Genomic DNA, 22,328 nt, shown 5'->3' on the forward strand with positions numbered 1-22,328 from the left:
TTAGGGCGAGGGTCCACCCGTTCCCATTCCGAACACGGTAGTTAAGCTCGTTCCTGCCGACAATACTTGGCTGGCGACGGCCCGGGAAAATAGGTAGCGCCAACACAGAAAGCCACATCGATGGATGTGGCTTTTTTCTTTGGACGGGGGAGGAAATTCGGACATTGAGATATCATACAGTTGTCAAAGGGAGATTCCTCAGCCGGCCCAACCGTTTTGTCGCTTATGTGGAGACGGAGCAGGGGCTTCAGGTCTGCCATGTAAAAAATACCGGCCGCTGCCGGGAGCTTTTGACACCGGGTGCAGTGGTATATCTGGAGCAGGTGGAGAATCCTGCCCGAAAGACGGGATATGACCTGATCGCGGTGGAAAAAGGCGACTTGCTGATCAATATGGATGCGCAGGCGCCCAACCGCGTCTTTCAGGAGTGGGCCGCACAGGGGCATTTTCTCTCGGATGTACAGGCGATCCGGCCCGAATTTCGATATGGGGAGTCCCGCTTGGACTTTGCCCTCTCCACAGAGAAGGGCCTGCATTTGGTAGAGGTCAAGGGCGTTACGCTGGAAGAGGATGGGATCGTTCGTTTTCCGGACGCTCCCACAGAGCGGGGCGTGAAACACATCCGGGAGCTGCAGCGGGCAGCCCGCGAGGGACTGGGGGCCACCCTGTTTTTTGTAGTCCAAATGAGCGGCGTCCGCTGCTTTTCTCCGAATGATGCCACCCATCCCGGATTTGGAGAGGCTCTGCGCGAGGCGGCGGTCTCCGGGGTCCAGATCCTCGCCTATGATTGCCGGGTAACGCCGGACAGCCTGGAGATCCGCGCCCCGGTGCCGGTCATGCTGTAGGGGAGAGAGAAAGACATGGGATTTTTGGAATTGCTGTTGATCGGTGTGGGGCTCTCTATGGATGCCTTTGCTGTGGCGGTCTGCCAGGGGCTCTGCATGCCGAAGCTGAACCTGCGTCATGCGGCGGTGATCGCGCTTTTTTTCGGCGGCTTTCAGGCGCTGATGCCTTTGGCCGGGTGGCTGCTGGGAGCGCAGTTTGCCGGGTATATCCAGCATCTGGATCACTGGCTGGCGTTTGTACTGCTGGCGTTCATCGGCGGCAAAATGCTGTGGGAATCCCGCTCTGTTGAGACGGAGAGCGCTTCCTGCGCCGTAACAGTGACGCTGGATTATCGGCAGCTTTTGGGGATGGCTGTGGCCACCAGCATCGATGCACTGGCTGTGGGCGTCACCTTTGCCTTTCTGGAGGTGGAGATTCTGCCGGCGGTGACGATCATCGGATGCACAACTTTCTGCCTCTCTCTGGTCGGCGTGGCTGTGGGAGCCTTTTTTGGCGCCCGGTTTCAGAGATGGGCGGAGATGGCCGGCGGTTTGATCCTGATCCTTCTGGGGGCCAGGATCCTGCTGGAGCACCTGGGGATCGTATGAGAGAATGCGGCCCCGCCGGCCGCGTGTTTCTGAGGGTGGAAAGCAGGCGCTCAGCGCCTGCTTTCCTTTTTGCGCATTTGCGCGGACACAGCGGAATGAAGACCACGGGCCCCAGACGGGCGGCATACCGAGGGAACCGCCGCTGCAGGCAGAGGAACTGGGCGACTGCACTGCGGAGCGCGCACGGGAATGGCGGCCCGGGAATGGCGGCCCGGGAACTGCGCCGGCAAAGACGCCCCGGGCGCAGCGGCCCGGGGCGTCTGTTCTCTTATGAAAGTTCAGCAGCAGGGATTGGGATTGCAGCCGCAGTTGTTGCCGCAGCCACAGCCGCAGCCGTTGCCGCCCCAACTGCCATTGCCGCAGCAGCACCAAATGATGATCAGCAGGATGATGATCCAGCAGCAGTTGCCACCGCCAAAGCCGTTATTGCACATACCGGAACCTCCTATGAAATCGTAGACCGACCGAACCGGTCTCAATCCATAGTATGCCGTCCCGGAAAAGGGGTTCCGATTTTATTTCCGGCTGCTGGTGACGAGAGCGGCCGCCTCTGCTGCCTCTCTTGCGGTAAAGACGCCCTTGTCCAGCAGGACATCCTCCAGGGTCTGGCTGCTGCCGGCCACCACGGCGTCCAGCGCGTAGTAGGAGACATAGGCCAGGTCCGCCCGCAGGAACGTGCCGTTCTGCAATGCGGACAGTTCCCCCTCTGTGATGACGCCGTTGGCCAGGGCATTGGACAGGGTGCCGGAGAGGTCCTTATTGTCGGCAGAGCTGTATCCCAGCGCCCGGAGGATGAACTCCATGTACTGGCTGGCCGTCACTGTCTGGCTGGGCCGGAAGGTGGTGGCAGAGTATCCGTTGGTATATCCCTTGCTGTAGGCGTAGCCCACATACTTTTCACTCTGGGTCCCGGCGGCGATGTCCGTAAAGGGCGTGGAGCCGGTATAGGCCAGGGCCTCATCTTCTTCGCCCAGGACGCGGATGAACATGATGAGCGCCTGCAGCCGGGTGGGAGCCACTTCCAGGTCATAGCCCTCCCCATAGCCGGTAAAGCTGCCCTGGAACAGATGCATGGTTTTGAGAGCGGCGGCGATGGCGTTGTAGTCCGTACTGGCGGATTCGCTGAAGGCATACGGTCCCTGATAGTCCACCACAGCCGTCTTGGAGGTGACGGCGAACACCGCTGTCGTGTCCTCGGCCACCAGATACCGGTGATTGGCTGTCAGGGTGCTGCCGCTGGAAACGGTGGTGCCGGTCGTGACGTCCACCACAGCGCCGGATCCGAATGTGACCCGCACGCTTCCGGCCAGAAGCAGCACGCCGGTGCCGGTGGAGCCGGTCAGGGCGTCCCCTTCTTTCAGGCGGGTCTCCGCCCACGTGGCGGCCGTACCGCCGGAGAGATCTCCGCCGCCGTTCAGCAGCGCCTCGTCAGCGGCGTCCAGCTTTTCCTCTACCTGCTGGTCCACAGCATCCATAAAGGTACCGGTGAGATAGGAGAGAGAGGCCAGCGGATCCGAAGCACCGCCTGCGGCAGCCAGAGCGTAGACGACGGTGACAGTAAGTAAAAGACAGACGATGATGAGCGCAGTCTTGAGTTTTTTTGACATGGCATGGTCCCTTTCCCGCTTGGCGTCAGCGGTTTGCGATGCGGTAACTGAGGGTCAGGAGGCTGTCTGCAAAGTGGATGTTCTCAAATTGGACATCCGGGACCTGGCTGCTCAGCTCGATGTTGGTAAAGTTCCAGAATCCCTTGACACCAAGGCTGATCAGGTGGTCCGCCGTATCCTGCGCCACGGTCTGGGGGATGGTCAGCACCACCACATCCACAGAGTGGCTTTGGATAAACGTGTCCAGCTCCGACATGGAGCAGATGGGGACCCCGTTGACAGCGGTGCCGATCACAGCGGGGGAGACATCGAACGCCGCATCCACCGTAAAGCCGCACTGAGAGAAGGGAAAGTTCTGCAGCAGGGCATGTCCCAGATTGCCGACGCCGATCATGATCAGATGGTGATCATTGTCCACGCCCAAAATATGGCCGATCTCAGCCTTCAGTTCTTCCACATTATAACCGTAACCCTGCTGTCCGAACTCGCCAAAGCAGCTGAAGTCCTGGCGGATCTGGGAGGCGGTGATGCTCATCTCCTGCCCCAGGGAATGGGAGGAGATCCGCACGACGCCGCGGCTGCACAGTTCATTCAGATGGCGGTAATATCTTGGAAGACGCCGGATAACGGCGTCGGAGATGTTTTCCTTTTTCAAAAAATCACTCCTAGCTGGTTTGGTCTTGTTAAAACATTCTCAATTAAGTTTAGACCAAAAACAGAAAGTTGTCAATTTTTTTAACAATCTTTTTTGAAAAATTTTTTTAGAGAATCACTTTACAAAGCAGGAAAAAGTTGATATACTAAATAAGCTGTTTGGACAGCAGTAACTTCATATCTGCGCCCGTAGCTCAGTTGGATAGAGTGTTAGACTCCGACATTTCCGGCGGTTCCAGTTGAGATACAGCGCAAAGCCCTGTGGTCACTGGGATCGCGGCTGGGAAGCCAAGCGAAAGCGCCGCCGTTGACTACTATTTGACCACTGTTTCCCCGCAACCGCAAATCCCCTGCAAGTGAATATGCGCCCGTAGCTCAGTTGGATAGAGTGACAGACTCCGACTCTGTAGGCCACTGGTTCGAATCCAGCCGGGCGTACCAACAAAAGGCACTTGCTTTTGCAAGTGCCTTTTGTTTTCATTTAGGCAAAGGAGGGATTGTCATGGCGCTCGAGAATAAACTGGGACTCACATCCTCTGCCGACCTTGCCCGCGAGGAGGAACGGATCAGCAAAAAGAAAGCGGTTTCGCTGTTTGAGAAGGGCCTGCTGGATCAGCTGGAGGCGGGGACTTTTTCCTCTCTGCAATTTATTCACAAGTATCTCTTTGAAGACATCTATGACTTTGCCGGCGAGCTCCGTACCGTCAACATCGCCAAGGGCAATTTCCGGTTTGCTCCGGTGATGTACCTGGAAGCGGCCCTCTCCAATATTGAAAAGATGCCGCAGTCCACCTTTGATGAGATCATCGAGAAGTATGTGGAGATGAACATCGCCCACCCCTTCCGGGAAGGCAACGGGCGCAGCACCCGCATCTGGCTGGATCTGCTGCTGAAAGCAGAGCTTCATCAGGTGGTCGACTGGAGCCGCGTGGATAAAGAGGATTATCTGCTGGCCATGGAACGCAGCCCGATTCGGGATACGGAGATCAAGCATATCCTGAAAAACGCGCTTACGGACGAGATCGACAGCCGGGATGTCTATATGAAAGGCATTGACCACAGCTACTACTATGAGGGCTATACGGCCTTCAAGGCTGAGGAACTGTGAACATCTCATGTTACAGCAAAAAAAGAGGCAGGAACCGATTCGGTTCCTGCCTCTTAATCATTCCAGACCACATGTTCAGATCTCCAGCCCGTCCTGGAGCACCCGGCTGGCCGCCAGTTTGTTCTTATCGAAGGCATGGGTATAGATGTCCAGCGTGGTGGATGGCTGGCTGTGGCCCAGGAGGCCTGCCACCGTGGCCACGTCCGTGCCGTTTGCGATGAGCAGGCTGGCGTTGGTGTGCCGCAGGGAGTGGACGTTCAGATATTCCGGCAGGCCGTGCTTTTTCAGGATTAGCTTGAACCGCCAGGTGAAGGTGGAGGGCGTCATGGGAAGGCGGCAGCCCTTGCGGCGGAACAGGAAGTCCCCGTCCTCCAGTTCTCTGCCGTCATAGGCCTCCGTCTCCCACGCGCACTCCTGACGGTATTCTCTCAGCAGAGACTCCATCTCCAGAGAGAAGTAGACGTAGCGGTCTCCGGAGACAGTTTTGGGAGCCTTGGTGAAGATCTCCTCGTCCGTCACCTTCACCGCGTTCCGGCGGATGTGGATGGATCGCTGCTCCCAGTCAATGTCGCCCCATTGCAGGGCGCAGCACTCACCACGGCGCATGCCTGTGGCGATCACCAGCTTGAAGTAGGTCTCATACTTGATGCTCTCGTCCTCCAGGGCGGAGATGATCTTTCCCACGGTCTCCGCGTCAGCGATTTTCTTCTCTGCCTTTCGTCCCGCGTAGCGGTAGGTGCGCCAGGCAGGGTTATGTCGCAGAAAGCCACCCTCCACGGCATCGGAGAGAATGCTGCACAGCGTAGCGTGCACGCCCTCAACGGTGTACTCGGAGAGTGGCTTTTTGGTTTCCGTGCTGACGGTTTCACGGAGCTGGGCGTAGAAGGCCCGGAAGTGTTCCGGCCGCAGCTCTGTGAGCTTGTAGTGGCCCAGGGCAGGGAGAATGCGGACGATGTCCTGCTGGTCCCGGCGGATGGTGGACTTGGCCAGCTTGCCGGGGGCAATCTCCCGCAGCCACAGATCGATGTAGGCGGCCAGAGTGATGGGCTTTGTGGTTTCTTCCGGAGTATCCCGGCAGGATCGCTCGAAGAGCACCGCCTGTTCCTGAAGCCATTTCTCTCTCTGTTTTGGCGTCAGCCCTTCGGGCGGATGAACGGTTTTCTGCCGGGGCTTGATGCGCGCGCCTTTATAGTCGTACCCCATGGAGACCACGATGAGATAGCTGTTTCCCCGTTTTCGGATGCTTGCCATATGGTGTTGACCTCTCTTTCCTTGGCCTCGTTCCAGCTGAGGCCTGTTTGGCAAACACACCATACCGAAAGCAACCGCTAAAAGCTATCACAACTTTTGCAAACTCCATTTTTCTACGAAACCGACAATTACGCCCCCCGACGCTTTTCCATACACGCCGCGGCCAGGTTGAAGAGGGGCCTGCCATCCGGGCGGAGCACCGTGAGCATGGTGTCTGCCGCCTGTTCCTTTTGCGCCTGCTGAGGGTGGCAGTAGGTGCGCTCCAAGAATCCCGTGTCACCGTGGCCCACCAGATTGGCGACAGTCTGCTTGTCCACGCCGCAGTGGAGCAGCGCGGTCACGAAGTAGTGGCGCAGGGTATGAAGGTGGTATTCCTTTGGGAAGCCGATGGACTCATAGATTTTCCGCAGCCGCTTGGTGAAGGTATCGGGGTGGATGAGCTGTCCGTGTTCGTCGGTGAAGAGGTAGAGGCTGAGCTTGCGGTGGGCCTGATCAGCCTCCATCTTTTTGCGGTGGTGGTAGCTGTTGATGATCCCGCACAGATCGCCGGAGAGATAGATCTCCCGGCTGCGGCCATTTTTGGTAGAGCCTTCCACGATGCCCTTGCCGGCCACATTGCTGCGGGAGCGGCTGATAGTGAGAAGCAGGGAGTTCTTTCTGAAGGTGAAGTCGGACCATTGCAGGGCGCACAGCTCGCCACGGCGGCACCCAGTATACAGGGAGAGCAGATAGAACATCCGGTAGTGCCGGGGCTCCCGCGCCAGGGCACCCAGAAGTTTTTGCACCTCGGCCTGGGACGGGACGCGCTGGATGGCCCGCTGGGTGTGTGGCAGTGCCACCATACGAGCCGGATTCTTTTCCAGGATCTCATTCCGCTTGGCGTCGCTGAGGACAGCGGACACCACCGTCAGATACTTCTGGACGGTTGTCTCCTGGACAGGCTTTCCGTGACAGGTTCGTTTCCGCAGCTCTTCCAATAGGTTCTCCATGTTGATGGGTCGCAAGCGGCAGAGGGGAATGGCGCCGATGTAGGGGAACACCACCTCCAGCATTCTGCGATAGGAGGCCAGCGTGCTGGGTGCGTACCGGGACTGCCGGTCCAGCCACCGGCGGGCGTATTCCTCGAAGCGCATGCTGCTGTCCTCGCAGAATCCGTTTTTCACCAGCCGTTCAAATTCCTCTGCCTGGTGTGCCACATACTGGGGGATCTGCTGTTTGCGGACAGTGTCCGGCACGGTGATGGTCTTGGCCCGGCTGATTTTTCTTCCGTCAGGCCGGTACCCATTGCTGACGGTGATTTTATATTTTCGCGTTTGAAGCTGCTTGATACTTGCCATAGTTGTGTCTGATTCCTTTCTTCCAATTTTTCAAGCGGGGTGTCACCCCAGCGTCTGTTTCATCTGTGGCTCGTCCGGTTTGGGTGTGTCCTTTTGGTGTAGCCCGGCTGCCGCACCGACGGCTCCGGCGGCCAGGCCGATGACAGCGCCCAGATTCTGCGCGGCCTCACGAGCCTCCATCTGCCGGCGGCGATCCTCCGGGTCATCACTGGAGTCCTCCAGCAGACTCATTCCCGCAGCCACAGATGCCGCACCAATTCCCACAGCACCAGGATGATGGTGGGGATGTACATCTTCCATCTGATAGAGTTGGCGGACTCTCGCAGCGTGTCCTCTGCCCTGGAAAGACGCGAGGAGTATGTTTCGCTGATCTTCCCAGCCTGTGATTGGAATTCCTTCAGCAGCTTCTCGCTCTCCCGCTGGCTGGCGGCGCGGGTCTCCTGCATTTCTTCCTGCATCCACTGCAGGTTCTCTCTGCTGGTCTCCAGCAGTGCCTGCACGGTCTTCTGGATCTGCTGCACCGCTTCGGTGTGTGCTGCCGTGAGATTGCCGGCTTGTCCTGCCAGCAGTGTGTTCATCTCCTGCGTTGTGGGGAGACGCTCCAGTGTCTCCTGGGCCTTGAGGATGGAGTTCCCCGTCAGCTCCATGGCCTGGGTCAGACCCATCCAGTTGGCCTCCGTCAGTGTAACGGCTTTTTGTATATTGGATGCCTTGTTCAAATTCGCCTGGAGCGCGCTTTGCTGCATGGCCAGCAGCTCGTCCATGGGCGAAGCGTGTTTCTCGAATGCGGAACTCATCTTCCATCGCTCCTTTCAGATATTTCGTATCATGGAGTTTGTAATCCCAGCAGCGGTAGCCGTCGGGGGTGGTGTAGGTGATGTTCTTGCGGTTTGCTGTCCAGAGAACCGTGTAGCCCTCGCTCTCCATCAGTTCCAGGAACTGCTCCCGGGAGACGGCGTACTTCATGGCCTCGTTGATCTGCATGGCAAGCCGCACCTTCCAGCTCTGCCCTCTGGCAGCGATCCGGTACTCCGCCTGGGTGGGGCGGGAGACCATCTGCTGACGCTTTGGCTGGCAGACGGACAGACCATACCGCATGCACAGCGTGTCTGAGACTTGGCGGAGCTGCGTCAGGTCCGTCTTTTCAAAGTGGAGCTTCCTGCCGGTCTGGAAGCTGACGGAGTTGACGATGAAGTGGGAGTGGATGTGCTCGCGGTCCGTGTGGGTGGCCACGATGACCTCGTAGTCCTTCCACTGCTGTGCCAGCTCCAGTGCAATCTGGTGCGCCAGCTCCGGTGTGACCGGTTCCTCCGGATGGAAGGACTGGACGAAGTGATAGTACATGCGGCCGTTGTCCTTTCCGTATTGCAGCTTGGTGCTGATGAACTCGGTGCAGCAGGAGTTTGCCTGACAGTTCACGCCGGTCACCAGATGGCGGCCCTGATAAGCGGTCTTTTCCTCCTTCATCACGTATTGGAGCACCGCACTCATGCCGCCGCAGGTCTGACCACGGGGACGGTTGACAGCTGTGACGATGGCCATGTGTCACACCGTCCTCTCCAACAGCGTCTTGAGAGATCGCTGGATGTCGGCGTAGAGGGCACAGGCCTCCTGGACATTCACGGCGGTGATTCGTCCCATGTTGGCTAGGGTGGTGAGCTGGTTGAGGTTGTTGCCCTGGGCCTTCAGGGCTTTTGTGAATTCCGTCAGCGCGTCGATCCGGATGATCTCCTTGCCGACAGCGCAGTCGGTCAGGTATTTGGTAAGGCTTACACCGCACGCTTCCGCCTTGCGGTGGATGCGCTGAGAGTCCGCCTCGGTCACGTAAAACGTCAGAGGAACGGATTTCGTTCGATTGGGTTTCTTGCTCACAGGGTTACCTCCTGTCTCAAATCTTTTCGTCTCCCTCGGAGAGCTGGGGAATTTTCAAAGGGGGACTGGTCCCCTTTGAAGTTGCGCTGCCGGAGGCGGTTTTCTGCACTTCCTCAGAAGTATGCGCAACTTGGAGTGGGTGCAGGGCTTCTGCCCGCAAGGAGATGCCGAAGGCTGTACGCGGCCGCCTGTGGGCGGGCGTGAACAGCCAAAGGCGATGCTTGCTCTCCGCCGATCCTCCCGTTGCAAGGCAGCGGGCGGCGGAGACCCGTCCCCCACATCTCCCGCGTTTTCCGGCGGTTTGAGGGCCAACAGCGGCCCTTCCGCCGGGGACGGGGAACGGAGTCCCGTCAGGCGGGAAAGCCCCTCAGAGGGGCCGCAGCGGCCGCCACAGGGTCGATGGTGACGCTCTTCACGGCAGCGGGATCATCGACACCATCGGCCCTCCGCAGGCAGATGAGCCGCTCTCCGTTGCTCTTGCGGAAGGACACGGTAATACCGCTGCGCCTTAGGGCGTCAACGCTTTTGCGGATCTGGTGAGAGAAGCTGTTGGGCGTCAGGCCCTCCGCACCGGCAGGGTCGATCTTTTCCAGCAGCACCTTGGCAGGGGCGCAGATCTCCTGCTGCTCCCGCAGCAGCGGGGAGAGGAGCGCCAGGATGCGCCCGTGCGGTTCGCCGGCCTGTTCGCAGTCGTCCGAGAGCAGATCCCAGATGTGAGTGTCGCTGTTGAACTCCAGAGACAGCTCCCGGTAGGCGATGTCTCTGCCCGTGCAGTAGAGGGTGGCGGTGTTCTCCCGCCGCTTGCTCTTGCGGAGTACGAAGTTGGAGTCCGTGGCACCGCTGAGGCCCGTGGTGCCGGAGATCATGTTCATGGGATCGTCGTCGCCCAGCTTGCGCAGGTGATGGACCAGCAGCACGGCGATGCGGTGCCGGTCCGCCAGACCCTTGAGCACGCCGATGTCCCGGTAGTCGTTGGCGTAGGGGCTCACGTCATTGCTCACGGTGCGGATGCGCTGCAGCGTGTCGATGACCACGAGCCCGGTGGCCGGATGCTCCTTGAGGAACTGCTCGATCTGTTCCACCAGCCCGCTGTGGAGCTGCTCCGCCATGACGGCGAAGTACAGCGTGGGCGGCGCGTCCTCGGTGAGATCGAAGAGCCGGCTCTGGATGCGCTGGAAGCTGTCCTCCAGACAGAGGTAGAGGACCTCGCACGGGTGCGTGGGAAAGTTCCAGAGGGGTTCGCCCCGCGCCACCCGGAGACACAGCCACAGCGCCAGCCAGGACTTGCCGATCTTCGGCGCGCCGGCCAACAGGTGCAGTCCCTGGGGCAGCAGATCCTCCACAAGGAAGGTGAGCGGCTCGTAGGCGATGGTCTGCAGGGTGTCGGCATCAATGGTGTTGAGTTTTTTCGTTGGCATGAGAACCTCCTGATGGTTTTTGAAATTCAGAGGAAGAAAATCTTGCGTTTCGGCAGGCTCTCTGTTAGACTGAACACAGATGGGAGCTGTGTTTTTCGAAACGCGGCGTGCCGCCAGACTGTTGCAGCAGTTTGGCGGTTTTCCTTTTGCTGCGGCGGATGATCGTCTCTCACCTCCTTGTGATCTGGATGCCCCGCACCGGCGCGCTCCCTGCTCCATCGGTACGCTCGTTCGCTGTCGCACAGCCAGCGAAGTCCCGGCGATACTGCCCCTGGAGCATGTGCCCTCCGGCGGTGGGGATGCGGTTGTCAAGGTGCAGGGGGTTGCGTACCAAATCAATGCGTGATATACTGATCGGGTACAAGACCAGTATAACAGATACGCAAACCGTTGCAAGGCCTGGGGACACGGTTTTGCACCCATGAGAGAAATTCGGGTAAAGGATTTAAACTCTATCGGGTACAGAAGGGGGCGCGGCAGACCATGTATTACATGAATCAGGACGCGGTGGATTACTTTCGGGTGGATTTCACACCGGGTGAGAGCATCGTGGGCGGGAAGCACTATCCCCTGGGGACCTTTGCCGTGGAGATGATGGAGTGCGGGTGGAACAGAGCTGCGGAGATCCGTCAGCCGCTGAAGCGGTTTCAGGAGGAGTTCCAGGTATTCCTGGCGGCCAGAGATGTGTCCAGCGCGGCCGCGGCGTTCCATGCCATGCGGGAGCTGTGGCAGGTGTTGGGGAAGCTGCCGGTGTACAACAAGCTGATGGTGGAGGGCCACCGGCTGCCCGGCCTGATCCCCTATCTGCGCGGGCACCAGGACCTGCTGGACGAGATGCTGACGCCGGGGACGCCCCGCAACGAGGGATACATCCGGTGGAAGGGGAAGCTGGAGCATCTGGAGGACGAGCTGCAGTCCTTTGTCAAAAACACGCAGTGGATGCTGGACGAGTTCTTTCAGGAACTGCCGTCCAGAAGGCGGCAGGACTATATCCGGGCCTATGCCCGATACCGGGATGTGATCGAGGACGCAATGCAGGCAAAGCAGGACGTGGAGGATGAGGGAGAGGAGTGGGAGGATCGAACCGTGGATCTGGACACGATCTCCTTTACGTTTCCCGTGAACATCTCGCTGGTTCCCGTTCTGGACCCGAAGACCCGCCGGCCGACGCTGGCGGAGCAGATGACCTTTGAGAGCCTCCCGGGCTTTTTGTACATGGACCTGTACAAGGGGATGGCCGCCGGAAATCTACCCCGGCGCTGCGCTCACTGCCGCCGGTGGTTCCTGGCGATGGGCGGATATGATACCCGCTACTGCAACCGGGTGGTGCCGGGCACCAACGGAAAGACCTGCCGGAAGGTGGGCGCCCATGAGCGGGAGAAGGAGAAGCAGAAGACGGAGACGGCGGCCCGGGAGTACAACCGGACCTATAACCGCTTGAAGGCACGGAAGCGGCGAGGCCGGATCACCGTAGACGAGTGGAACCGGCAGGTGGCACAGGCCCAGGAGCTGAAGGACGCGTTCACGGCCCGGAAGATGACCAAGGAAGCGTATGTGAAAAAACTCAATGAGCTGTGAGAAAGCAGGAGGCCTGTCCCGAGAGGGACAGGCTTCCTGTGCTGTGTGGTAGTTTATTTTGTCGGCAAGTTTTACGAAACGGAACAGGCATCTGTCTCAGCTTCTTCGGCTGATGACAGATGCCTGTTTTCTTGGTAATGATTCAATTCGCCGGCCAATTCCCATGCCAGACGGAATCCGCAGAGAAAGCTGTCCAGGGACCGCTCTTCGATGATGTGGTTCTGGGTGTCGATGATCTGCAACACCAGTTTCCTCTCTGGCTTTTCCAACCGCTCGATCAGCTGGCGGTGGCAGGTCTCGACTTCCTGTTCGTACTCCGCCAAGGGCAGAGGGGTGTAGAATCGGTCGTACAGTGATCTCAGGGTCTCGTTCATGTGTCTCGCCTCCTTGCAGCAAGACACCATACCACAGGCCGAGAAAAATAGCTACTGCTTTTTCGTCCATACCTTATCCAAAGTTGAAAAGGTTACTTACAAATGAGGAATGTGATGTAACACCTGTGAAATGATATCAGCATGTAAGCAATCACCAGAGCTTTATACATAAATTGGATTGGGAGGGGATCGTTCTCTATGGGTGACAGTCTGCAATATGTGGTTTGATAAAGCAGTTCAAGATCTGTGTGGTGAGAAGATTCTGGTGGACTACTGAAGGAATCACTGGCAGGCGACAATTATTCGACTACTATCCAAGAAAGTCCCGGAGAAATTGCAACACAATTCCTCCGGGACTTTGCCGTCATTTTTTGCAAAGCTGGCTAAAGCCAACAGAAGCCTGCATCAAGGGGATGAACAGAGCCGGAGATTCTTTCTGCCAGCCCTGTTTCGGCCTATTTGCATTCTTATGGCTTGGCGGATTGTGACACATACTGCCCTGCATTCCGAATTCGGCCAGACCGCATTATGAATTCAGCAGTTCCTGGGCAATAGGATCGTTGACATCCATCACTACGACCCGGCGGTTTTTGGCTCCCTCGCTCTCTACGAATTTGCCGTTGGCGTCCCGGTCCTGACCCCGGACGAAGGGATCAGCTTCAAACCCCAGACCGATGGTCAGCAGCTGATCCTCCGGCACTCCGAAGGCGCTGACCAGCAGTCCTTTCACTGCTGCGGCCCGCCGGTTGGACAGCTCCACACGGGCCTGCTGACTGCCGTCGGTAGCCGTGGTGCCCGCCAACAAGATTTTGTGGTCAGGATGGGCCAGAATCACCTCGGCTACCGGCTTCAGAGCTTCCTTGGCGGCTTCTTCATTGATAAAGGCGTCGCTCTCTGCCTTAAACATCACCTGGGTGGAGTTGAGCTCAAAGGGCGTCTCAAAAACCAGGGGTTCTTGCTCTACGGTGGCCGTTCCAGACTCGGCCGTCGGTTCCTCCGGACCATGGATCCTGAGCGTGTACTGAATGCTGTCTCCCTTGTCCGCCCAAATGTAAATGTAATAGGTGGTGTTGGGCGGCAGTTCCAAGCTGAGCGTGGCTGCCTTTCCGTCCTGCGCTGCCTGAAGCGGAGCGCCATAGGGGTCGTGCATAGTACTTCCATATACATCATAGACCCGCAGATCGAGGTTCCCTGTCCCGGGCGTTATGTTGACAGTAGTGATCTCATAGGTGGCATTTTCCACCGAGTTGGTGGTAAAGGCGAACCACTGGCCCAGGTTGTTGCTCACTTTGCCGGAAAGTTGGGCCTCCAGGGGGATCATGCCGCCGTCATCCTGGTTGGTGCCGGCGGAGATCTCCTGCCCGGCCACGGCTCCCACAGCCTCGGATACACTTCCGGCGGTGGAATATCCGGTTTTCTGCTCTTCCGGGTCCCGAATAATCAGGGAGTATTCGATGCTGTCTTCCTTCTCCGACCAGATATAGATGTAATAGGTCGTATCGGGGGGCAGCTCCAGGCTGAGGGTGGATGCCCGCCCCACCTGGGTCGCCTGCAGCGGAGAACCATAGGGGTCATGGATCGTTTTCCCATATGCGTCATAGACCCGCAGGTCAAGGTTTCCAGTGCCCAGGGTCTTGTTGACCGCCGTGATCTTATACGTCGCATTTTCTGCCGAACCGGTGGTGAAAGCGTACCACAGGCCGCCTTCCTGTGTGGCTTTTCCGGTCAGCCGGGTGTTCAGAGGCAGCAGGACCGCGTCATTTTGGTTGGTCCCGCCCCGGAGGGTTTCGCCCTGTTCCGCCGTTTCTTCCAAGCCGTCTGACACCACGGTCAGCGAGCCGTTGTCCGGCTGCTTGGCAGAGTCGGCTTCCTCGGTCTGAAGGGTTTCTTCCTGAGCTGGTTCATCCGATGCATCCTTTCCGCCGCAGCCGGTCAGCGTAAAGACGAGCATCCATGCAAGAATCCATGCAGCAATCTGTTTCATCATCATTTCCCCCTTCCTGCTCATCCCTGGGTCGCCGGATCATCCGGCGCCTGGATGTTCAGAGTGTATTCGATCGTATCTCCCTTGTCGGCCCAGATACGAATGTAATAGGTGGTTTCGGGCGGCAGGTCCAGACTGAGTGTGGCCGCCTGGCCCTTCTGTGCCGCCTGCAGCGGAGAGCCGTAGGGATCGTGGAGCGTGTCCCCGTATACATCATAGACCCGCAGATCGAGGTCGCCTGTGCCTCTGGTCATGTTTACCGTAGTTAGATTGTAGGTAGCATTCTCCGCGGAATTTGTGGAGAAGGCATACCATTGCGCCTTGTCCCGGCTCACTTTGCCCTCCAGCTTGGCATTCAAGGGGATGAGCTGGGCGTCGTCCTGATTGGTAGCGGCCTGGATTTCCAGACCGTCTGCCGGTTCCGGTCCGGGCTGCGCCGTGTTGTTCTCCGGAAGCTGTCCCTCCGGACTTCGAACAGTCAGGACATAGTCAATGACGTCACCCTTGTCAGCCCAGATTTTGATGTAATAGGTGGTTTCGGGCGGCAGGTCCAGGCTGAGTGTGGCCGCTCTTCCGCTCTGTCCTGCCTTTAACGGGGAGCCATAGGGGTCATGGATCGTCTCGCCAGACTCGTCATAAACCCGCAGGCACAGGTCGCTGGTCTCCGGTGTCTGATTGACCGCCGTGATCTTGTATGTGGCGTTCTCTGTTGTATCCGTGGTAAATGCGTACCACCGGCTCTCATCTTGGCCGGTTTTACCTGCCAGCTTGGTGTCCAGCGGTACAGCTTCCGCACTCTCCTGGTCGATCCCTCCCTGGAGCGCGATGGGCTGCAGGTCCCCAGCGGAGGCGTCATCGTCCTCTTGACTGCTGTTGCCCTGCGATTGCGCCGACTGGAGCGCTCCCTCCTCTGTGCCCCCGCCGCAGGCGGCCAAGGTGAGCAGCATACAGGCGGTCAATAAAAACAAGGTCAGCTTTCTAATCATGAAAAATCATCTTCCTCTCCTAATTCATGAAATTTCTTTGCGATCTCGGGGCGATTTCACTTTCTTACAGCATGCATATTTCCTGTCTCCAATATTGCCCATCTAGCAGGGAGCACAGGATCGAGGGTTCCACCAAGATGCTGCCTTCTTTTGAACACACAGTTCACGCCTTGGGCGGACAGCAATATGGCTGCGTCCAAGCGGCATAGGGTAAAGCAGGTGTTTGCTTCGCTTTGTATGTTCCCCTCAATCCGTGTTTCTTTTGATCAGGCAGCTTTTCGTCAGCGTTACTGCGCCCGCTTATCCCACCACATGGACATCTCTTGTGGCGGGCTGGCCCACCGGCATAGAGGTGTCGCTGGGCCAGTAGGTATTGCTGGGGTCAATGCTGAAAGTCAGATGCTGCCCGTCATATTGCTCCAGGCCCTCTGCGTAAGCAACCGAAATCAGCCGCACCATCCCGCTCCTTGGAGAACCCAGCGGGTCACCTGATTGCAGCTCCATCTCTTGCGGTGTATCCAGCACGATCAGATGGAAGGTCTGGCTGGAGTCGGTCCAGGGGGCGTTGGGATCGGGACAGCCCTGCAGGTCAATGACTTCTTCATAGCTGTAAGTGCCTACGGTACCGGTGAAGACGATGCGGCCGTCTTCTGCGCTGTTTCCCCGGCTTTCGGAGTCAGGCGGAGAAACAGGTTCTGCCTCGATCTCTGACTTTCCGCCGCCCCCTACAGTCTCACTTTGACCGGAACTATGGAAGGAGACCTCTGTCCATTTGATTTCAGTTAGGCCCAGTTCCTCCGGCACTTCAGTGAATTTCCCGGACCACTGGGGTTCCCGAACCAGTGTCCCGTCCGCAAGGGTAATGCGGGTGATCTCGGTATCGCCGCTTCCGCCGTAGGTCTCTGTAAGGCGAACGCCGTTTCCATCTGCCTCCCGGGCCAGACCGGCATGATACCCGCCTCCGCTGGAGCCTTCTTCCAGACTCTCCTCCGGCTGGAACACGGAATCCGTCTCCGGGTCGTACTGGAAGAATCGCACATACCAATTCCCTGTGTCCGTCTCTTGGGCCAGAAGCAGTGTTGGCACGGGATCGCCGTTCTGCAAATCAAAGATAGAATACCGGTAATGGCCTGTAGATGCCGAGTCGGAGGTGGTGTAGGTGTAGTCGGGGGCACTGCTGATGATCTCACCGTAGAGGGCGATGGCCGCATCATCAGAATCGGGAGCCTGTGGGTCTTGGGCGGACTCTGTTTCATTCTCCGCCGTACCAGACTCATCTTCCATGGCGGTCGTATTCGCGGCTGTCTGTTCTTGAAGGTGATGGATTCCCCATGCACCAGCGCCGATCACCGCCACAGAGGCCAAACCGATGAGTCCCAACTTCACGATGCCCAGTCCGCTGGCGGCTGCGCCCGTACTGGTTGCTGCGGTACCCCCGGCTGCGGCCGTGTTCGACGCTCCGGCCGCGAAAGCGGATCCGGATGTCGCAGCTGCAGCAGTCTGGGCAGTCTGTGCCAGCACACACTGCAGAACCCGCTGGCTGGGAAGATGAACGGCCTGTGCCTCCTGGCCCCGCAGAAGCCAGAGAAGGAAGGGAAGGGGAGAGAGGCCGTATAGCTTGGTGCCCCGCTTCTCCAGGTCCCGTACCTTTGCCTCAATCTTTCTGCGGCCGTACAGCAGCCGGCTTTTAACCGCGCTCTCCGATGTGCCCAGAGTCTCCGCAATGTCCCTGACCGGCATCTCCTGGTAGTAGTACATGCCGATGACGGCCCGCTGATCCTCCGGGAGACTGTCGATGATCTCACGGATCAGCCGCGCCGCCTCGGCCTGGTCAAGGACCATATCCGGTTGGTTCTCACTGCTGCTGTCCACAAAGCGTTCTTCTACAGGTGCATCGGCATCATCTTCTGGGACAAGCTCGGTAAACAGCGCCGGCCTCTTCCGCTTCAGATAGTCCCGCGCCGTGTTTGCCGCGATCTGCCGCACCCAGGAGGGAAATTTGGAATCTCCATAAAAAGTAAAAGTGCCCAAGTGGGTAAAGGCCTTGATATATGTATCCTGCAGAATATCAAAAACCGCATCTTCGTCCTTGATCATGGACTTGATGGTGTAAAAGGCCTGGCTGTAAGTTTTTTCATACAGGGACGCCATGGCATCCTGGTCTCCCTGCTTTGCCAGGGCGATGCAGCGGGACCAGTCTTCTGCCTGCGACGGCGCGCTGACCGGGCTTCCGCAAAACGGGCAGACTTGGGCACTCTCCATGATTGATTTTCCACAATGAATGCAATACATTATGGTTACCTCCGCGTCCTTTTCTCTTTCAGAATAGCTTGTAATATCTCTCCCTTTTTCTTTTTACTGATTGGAAATGATTCGATCGCTGTCCTGACGATCCAGCGAATGATCGTGTCCATTTTCTCCTTCCTCCCTTTTGCCTTTGCAGAGATTGTTGTACCCATGGAACGAATGAGAAAGGGAGGCGGTTGTAAAATTTGAAAATTTTTATGAAAAAAATTAGAGGGCAGGATGTCTTTTTATAAAATCATAACAGAAGATATTATAAATTCTAGCATATCTTGGCAGTTCTCTCAACCATCCGACATTCTGCGGAAAGTGTACGAAATTGTGAGATTCTGCGGTAAAGTCGAAGAATACTTACATAGTTTGGGGTGGAAAACAGTCAGCCCTATAAAAAGATCACTTTTCATTGGAGATGATGATCGTAATTTGCCCCAAAGTTTTGGGACAACGTTTTCACAGCGGGAAGCCTCACCAGTAAACGGAATTTGATGACATCAGCGGCAAAAAGGATATTTTCATTGTCTACAGGAAGATTGCCTTTTAATCTTGTTTCTTCTGTGTTATGATAACAAAAACGAGACGGCCGGTATTCCGAGTGTGATTGCGGCAGAAGATTTGCCTACCGGTGGACATCCGCAGAGAATTCCCCCACAGCGAAATTGCTGCCCGGTAGGGGAACGGTCAAGGAGGTATCCATGGAACAGATCTATCGTCAGCTCGGTGAGCTGGCCCGCCGGCATGGAGCCCGGAAACTGGTTCTCTTTGGCTCCCGGGCCAGGGGAGATTTCCGTGAGCGCAGCGATATTGACCTGGCGGTGTACGGGATGCCCCCGGAAAATCGGACTTCCTTCTGGCTGGATGCGGAGGAGCTTCCAACGCTCCTAAAGCTGGATATCGTTCATGTGGCCCCTGACATGGACTCTGAATTTTTGTCCAACATCGAAAAGGACGGTGTGACCCTTTATGCTGCAGAAAGTTGAAAATTACCGCAGGGCTGTGGAGCGGCTCCGGGAGGCGCTGTCCGATCTCGCCCAAAATCCGGACTCCACTGTCATTCGTGACGGCGTGATCCAGCGCTTTGAGTTCACCTTTGAACTGGCCTGGAAGTCCCTGCGGGAATACCTGGAAGACCAGGGCGCCGACATGAGCGGGATCGTTTTCTCCAAACAGGTATTCAAGGCCGCCTATGCCGCGCAGATCATCAGCGACCAACAGGTCTGGCTGGATATGCTGGCTTCCCGAAATATTACCTCTCACGTGTATGATGACGCGCAAGCTGCCCAGGTGGTTGCGGATATCAGCGATCGCTATATCGGTCCCCTTGCCGCCCTGGCTGAGCGCTACCTGGAAGCATAAAACAGCGCCGGCTCCGAGCCGTTCTGCATCTGACGCAGACTACTGTTTGACTACTATCGAAAAAATCCCCGGAGGCATTGCACCGCAATGCCCCCGGGATTTTTCTGCAATTCTCCGCAAATCTGTCCAAAACCCACAAGACCACTGGGGCGCAATGCTTTCTCGTTTGGCCGCCTGATGACTCCGACTCTAAAGGTCGCTGGTTCGAATCCAGTCGGGCGTACCAAAAACCGCCGAAAGTGTATCGCTTTCGGCGGTTTTTCTCTTAAAAAAGTTCGATACTTTCGTTGGTCAAATCGCAGTCAAAGGTTGACCTTTCAGGAATTATTCAACCGGTGGGAACCTCCACGGCTCCGCCACACACTGGTACAGCACGGCTCCGCAGTTCCGGCAAATGACGTACTTTAACCGGTTGCCCAAGAATCCATTCCGCCGGAAGGTCACGATGGCCTCATTCTGCTGCCAGCCGATCCCCAGGTCATACGAGCCACACCAGGCGCAGCGGGTGACGGGGAGCTGCGGCTGTTTCTTTTCTCTGCTTTTCATCAAATCTCCAACCCCTCCTGCAGCACCTGGCTGGCCGCCTTCTTGTTCTTATCGAACGCATGAGTATAGATGTCCAGCGTGGTGGACGGCTGGCTGTGGCCCAGGAGGCCCGCCACAGTTGCCACGTCAGCGCCGCCGGCGATCAGGAGGCTGGCGTTGGTGTGCCGCAGGGAGTGGACGTTCAGTGCGGTCGGCAGGCCGTGCTTCTTCAGGATCAGCTTGAACCGCCAGGTGAAGGTGGTGGGCGTCATGGGGAGCCGGTACCCATGGCGGCGGAAGATGTAGTCCGTGTCCTCCAGCTTTCGATTATCATAGGTCTCTGCCTCCCAGGCACATTCCCGCTGGAACTCTTTCAGCAGGGATTCCATCTCCAGAGAGAAGTAGACGTACCGGTCTCCGGCCACAGTCTTCGTTTCCTTGACGATGATGTCCTCGCCGGTGACCTTCACCACATTCCGCTGGATGTGGATGCTGCGTTCCTGCCAATTGACGTCACCCCATTGCAGGCCGCAGCACTCGCCCCGCCGCATCCCGGTGGCGATGATGAGCTTGAAGTAGGCCTCGTACTTGAGGCTTTCCTCCTCCAGGGCGGCGATGAGCCGCTGGGCGGTGGCCTTGTCGGCGATCAACTTCTCTTTTTTCTTCCCAGCGTAGCGGTACGTCCGCCAAGCCGGGTTATGGTCCAGAAAGCCGCCCTCCATGGCATCGGAGAGGATCCCGCACAGACATGCGTGGACTCCCTCAACGGTGCACTCGGAGAGCGGCTTTCCCGTTCTTTGATTCTTCACCTTCCGCAGATCGGCATAGAGCTGTCGGAAGTGCTCGGGACGAAGCTCTATCAGTTTGAGATTTCCCAGGACCGGCAGGAAGCGATCGATGTCCTGCCGCTCCCGGGCCAGGGTGGACTTGGCCAGCTTACCAGGGGCGATAGTTTGCAGCCACAGCTCCGTGTACTTCGCCAGCGTGATGGAGCGGTCCACCTCCTGCGGCAGGCCCTTGCACTCCCGCTCGAACAGGACTGCTTGCTCATTGAGCCATTTCTCTTTCTGCTTGGGCGTCAGTCCCTCCGGCGGATGGACAGTCTTTTGTTTGGGCTTGATGCGATTCCCCTTGTAGTCGTAACCCATGGAGACCACCAGCAGGTAGCTGCCGCCCCGCTTTCGAATACTTGCCATGTTGTGTTGACCTCGCTTTCCTTGGCCTCGTTCCAGTTGAGGCCGGTTTTGCAAACACAACATACTGCAAGTGGGAAAGCAAAGCTATTGAAACTTTCGGAGAAACTCATTTTCTACAAAACCAACAATCAGGCGCTGCGAGATTTTGAGGAATATGCGGCGGCCAGGTTGAACAGGGCTTCGCCCTCCGGCCGGAGCATGGCGCGCATGGTGCTGGCAGCCTGCTCTTTCTGCTCCTGCTGCGGATGGCAGTAGGTGCGCTCCAGAAAGCCAGTGTCCGCATGGCCCACCAGATCCGCCACCGTCTGCTTGTCCACGCCGGAGTGGAGCAGGGAGGTCACATAGTAGTGGCGAAGCGTGTGCAGATGATATTCCTTCGGAAATCCTATGGACGCATAGATTTTCCGCAGCCGCTTGGTGAACGTATCCGGGTGAATGAGCTGCCCATGTTCGTCCGTGAAGAGATAGGGACTGAGTTCTCGGTGTGCCTGCAAGGCTTCCATCTGCTTCCTGCGGCGGTAGCTCACCAAGATCCCACGGATGTCGGATGAGAGAATGATCTCACGGCTGTGGCCGTTCTTAGTAGAGCCTTCCACGACACCTTTTCCCGGGACGATGCTGCGGGAGTGGCTGACCGTGAGGAGCAGGCCGTTTCCACTACACTTAAAATCCTCCCACTTGAGGGCACATAGCTCACCCCGGCGGCAGCCGGTGCACATGGAGAGGAGATAGAACATCCGGTAGTGCCGCGGCTCCTTTGCCAGGACATCCAGCAGCTTCTGAATCTCTGCTGGAGAGGGAATGTACTGAGCGGTGCGGTGTGTCATCGGCAGATCGATCATCCGGGCCGGATTCTTCTGGATGATCTCGTTCCGCTTGGCGTCGCTGAGAACGGCGGAGACCACGGTCAGGTACTTCTGCACCGTGGCCTCCCCGATGGGTCTGCCCCGGTATGTCCGCTTCCGCAACTCCGCCAGCAGATTCTCCAATGCGATGGGCCGCAGACGGTTGATGGGGATGGCGCCGATGAAGGGATATACCCGCCCCAGCATCCTCCGGTAGCTCTCCAACGTGCTGGGGGCGTACCGGACCTGCCGGGCCAACCACCGCTCTGCGAACTCCTCGAATGTCATATTCCCGTCCTCGCTGTACCCAGTCTTGAACTGACGCTCCAGTTCCTCCGCCTCGTGAGCCACATACTGCGGGATGCCTCGTTTGGGGATGCTCTCCGGCACCCGAATGGTCTTGGCTTTGCAGATTTTCTTCCCGTCGGGGCGGTAGCCGTTGCTGACGGTGATCTTGAACCTGCGGTCGTCCAGTTGCTTGATACTTGCCATATCTCAATATC

Annotated in this window: 20 protein-coding genes, 1 tRNA gene and 1 rRNA gene; 8 read left to right on the forward strand and 14 right to left on the reverse strand. The window is 57.7% G+C overall.

The window, feature by feature from the left end; all coding sequences use genetic code 11:
* From rrf to H9X91_RS08395, 3 genes are all read left to right on the forward strand, one after another.
* A 5S ribosomal RNA gene (gene rrf / locus H9X91_RS08385) occupies window positions 1–105 on the forward strand; the annotation flags it as partial.
* Between the two features lie 59 nt (window positions 106–164).
* Window positions 165–845: a DNA/RNA nuclease SfsA gene (gene sfsA / locus H9X91_RS08390; protein WP_204804269.1), complete on the forward strand. Its 681-nt coding sequence runs from the start codon at window positions 165–167 to the stop codon at window positions 843–845.
* A gap of 15 nt (window positions 846–860) precedes the next feature.
* On the forward strand, window positions 861–1,433 hold the full coding sequence (locus H9X91_RS08395; protein ID WP_204804271.1) for a manganese efflux pump MntP: 573 nt from the start codon (window positions 861–863) through the stop codon (window positions 1,431–1,433).
* Window positions 1,434–1,711: 278 nt separating this feature from the next.
* Here the strand turns inward: H9X91_RS08395 and H9X91_RS08400 are convergent, their stop codons facing one another.
* The 3 genes from H9X91_RS08400 to H9X91_RS08410 form a co-directional block, all read right to left on the reverse strand.
* Entirely contained in the window at window positions 1,712–1,867 is a 156-nt protein-coding gene (locus tag H9X91_RS08400) for a hypothetical protein (protein WP_204804273.1), read from the reverse strand.
* Window positions 1,868–1,948: 81 nt separating this feature from the next.
* Window positions 1,949–3,040 (reverse strand): S-layer homology domain-containing protein, encoded by a 1,092-nt coding sequence (locus tag H9X91_RS08405; protein ID WP_204804275.1) that lies wholly within the window; start codon window positions 3,038–3,040, stop codon window positions 1,949–1,951.
* A gap of 25 nt (window positions 3,041–3,065) precedes the next feature.
* The gene (locus H9X91_RS08410) at window positions 3,066–3,695 is read right to left on the reverse strand and encodes a redox-sensing transcriptional repressor Rex (protein ID WP_204804277.1); all 630 of its coding nucleotides are present in this window, start codon (window positions 3,693–3,695) and stop codon (window positions 3,066–3,068) included.
* A gap of 363 nt (window positions 3,696–4,058) precedes the next feature.
* On the opposite strand from H9X91_RS08410, the gene H9X91_RS08415 reads away from it, so the two are divergent.
* Window positions 4,059–4,135: transfer RNA gene (locus H9X91_RS08415), tRNA-Arg, on the forward strand.
* A gap of 61 nt (window positions 4,136–4,196) precedes the next feature.
* Window positions 4,197–4,802, forward strand: coding sequence for a protein adenylyltransferase Fic (gene fic, locus H9X91_RS08420; protein ID WP_204804279.1), 606 nt, complete (start codon window positions 4,197–4,199; stop codon window positions 4,800–4,802).
* A gap of 75 nt (window positions 4,803–4,877) precedes the next feature.
* Here fic and H9X91_RS08425 read toward each other — a convergent pair whose 3' ends face one another.
* From H9X91_RS08425 to H9X91_RS08445, 5 genes are all read right to left on the reverse strand, one after another.
* Complete coding sequence (locus H9X91_RS08425) at window positions 4,878–6,053, reverse strand: tyrosine-type recombinase/integrase (RefSeq protein ID WP_204804281.1); 1,176 nt, start codon at window positions 6,051–6,053, stop codon at window positions 4,878–4,880.
* A gap of 128 nt (window positions 6,054–6,181) precedes the next feature.
* Window positions 6,182–7,390: a tyrosine-type recombinase/integrase gene (locus tag H9X91_RS08430; RefSeq protein WP_204804283.1), complete on the reverse strand. Its 1,209-nt coding sequence runs from the start codon at window positions 7,388–7,390 to the stop codon at window positions 6,182–6,184.
* A 42-nt stretch (window positions 7,391–7,432) separates the two neighbouring features.
* Complete coding sequence (locus tag H9X91_RS08435) at window positions 7,433–8,932, reverse strand: relaxase/mobilization nuclease domain-containing protein (protein WP_204804285.1); 1,500 nt, start codon at window positions 8,930–8,932, stop codon at window positions 7,433–7,435.
* A gap of 3 nt (window positions 8,933–8,935) precedes the next feature.
* Window positions 8,936–9,262 carry a plasmid mobilization protein gene (locus tag H9X91_RS14710; protein ID WP_204804287.1) on the reverse strand — a complete coding sequence of 109 codons (327 nt, stop codon included), beginning with the start codon at window positions 9,260–9,262 and terminating at the stop codon, window positions 8,936–8,938.
* 350 nt (window positions 9,263–9,612) lie between these two features.
* Window positions 9,613–10,680 (reverse strand): AAA family ATPase, encoded by a 1,068-nt coding sequence (locus tag H9X91_RS08445; protein WP_204804288.1) that lies wholly within the window; start codon window positions 10,678–10,680, stop codon window positions 9,613–9,615.
* 483 nt (window positions 10,681–11,163) lie between these two features.
* Between H9X91_RS08445 and H9X91_RS08450 the strand changes: the two genes are divergently transcribed.
* A complete protein-coding gene (locus H9X91_RS08450; protein WP_204804289.1) occupies window positions 11,164–12,258 on the forward strand; it encodes a DUF6076 domain-containing protein in 1,095 nt (364 codons plus the stop codon).
* 71 nt (window positions 12,259–12,329) lie between these two features.
* Here H9X91_RS08450 and H9X91_RS08455 read toward each other — a convergent pair whose 3' ends face one another.
* The 4 genes from H9X91_RS08455 to H9X91_RS08470 all read right to left on the reverse strand — a co-directional run bounded on the left by H9X91_RS08455 (window position 12,330) and on the right by H9X91_RS08470 (window position 17,864).
* On the reverse strand, window positions 12,330–12,632 hold the full coding sequence (locus H9X91_RS08455) for a DUF6809 family protein (protein WP_204804290.1): 303 nt from the start codon (window positions 12,630–12,632) through the stop codon (window positions 12,330–12,332).
* 526 nt (window positions 12,633–13,158) lie between these two features.
* Window positions 13,159–14,616 (reverse strand): OmpA family protein, encoded by a 1,458-nt coding sequence (locus H9X91_RS08460; protein WP_204804291.1) that lies wholly within the window; start codon window positions 14,614–14,616, stop codon window positions 13,159–13,161.
* A gap of 20 nt (window positions 14,617–14,636) precedes the next feature.
* Complete coding sequence (locus H9X91_RS08465) at window positions 14,637–15,602, reverse strand: hypothetical protein (RefSeq protein ID WP_204804292.1); 966 nt, start codon at window positions 15,600–15,602, stop codon at window positions 14,637–14,639.
* A 300-nt stretch (window positions 15,603–15,902) separates the two neighbouring features.
* Entirely contained in the window at window positions 15,903–17,864 is a 1,962-nt protein-coding gene (locus H9X91_RS08470) for an RNA polymerase sigma factor (protein ID WP_204804294.1), read from the reverse strand.
* 734 nt (window positions 17,865–18,598) lie between these two features.
* Here H9X91_RS08470 and H9X91_RS14395 point away from each other — a divergent pair.
* Window positions 18,599–18,883 (forward strand): nucleotidyltransferase family protein, encoded by a 285-nt coding sequence (locus tag H9X91_RS14395; RefSeq protein ID WP_243414493.1) that lies wholly within the window; start codon window positions 18,599–18,601, stop codon window positions 18,881–18,883.
* Complete coding sequence (locus H9X91_RS14400) at window positions 18,867–19,259, forward strand: nucleotidyltransferase substrate binding protein (RefSeq protein WP_243414494.1); 393 nt, start codon at window positions 18,867–18,869, stop codon at window positions 19,257–19,259. Before H9X91_RS14395 ends, H9X91_RS14400 begins: the two co-directional genes overlap by 17 nt.
* A 545-nt stretch (window positions 19,260–19,804) precedes the next feature.
* On the opposite strand, the gene H9X91_RS08480 is transcribed toward H9X91_RS14400, so the two are convergent.
* On the reverse strand, window positions 19,805–20,980 hold the full coding sequence (locus tag H9X91_RS08480; RefSeq protein WP_204804296.1) for a tyrosine-type recombinase/integrase: 1,176 nt from the start codon (window positions 20,978–20,980) through the stop codon (window positions 19,805–19,807).
* A 128-nt stretch (window positions 20,981–21,108) separates the two neighbouring features.
* Complete coding sequence (locus H9X91_RS08485; RefSeq protein ID WP_204804298.1) at window positions 21,109–22,317, reverse strand: tyrosine-type recombinase/integrase; 1,209 nt, start codon at window positions 22,315–22,317, stop codon at window positions 21,109–21,111.
* Between the last annotated feature and the right edge of the window lie 11 nt (window positions 22,318–22,328).

The sequence above is a fragment of the Oscillibacter valericigenes genome (assembly GCF_016902445.1).
GTDB classification, from domain to species: Bacteria; Bacillota; Clostridia; order Oscillospirales; family Oscillospiraceae; genus Oscillibacter; species Oscillibacter avistercoris.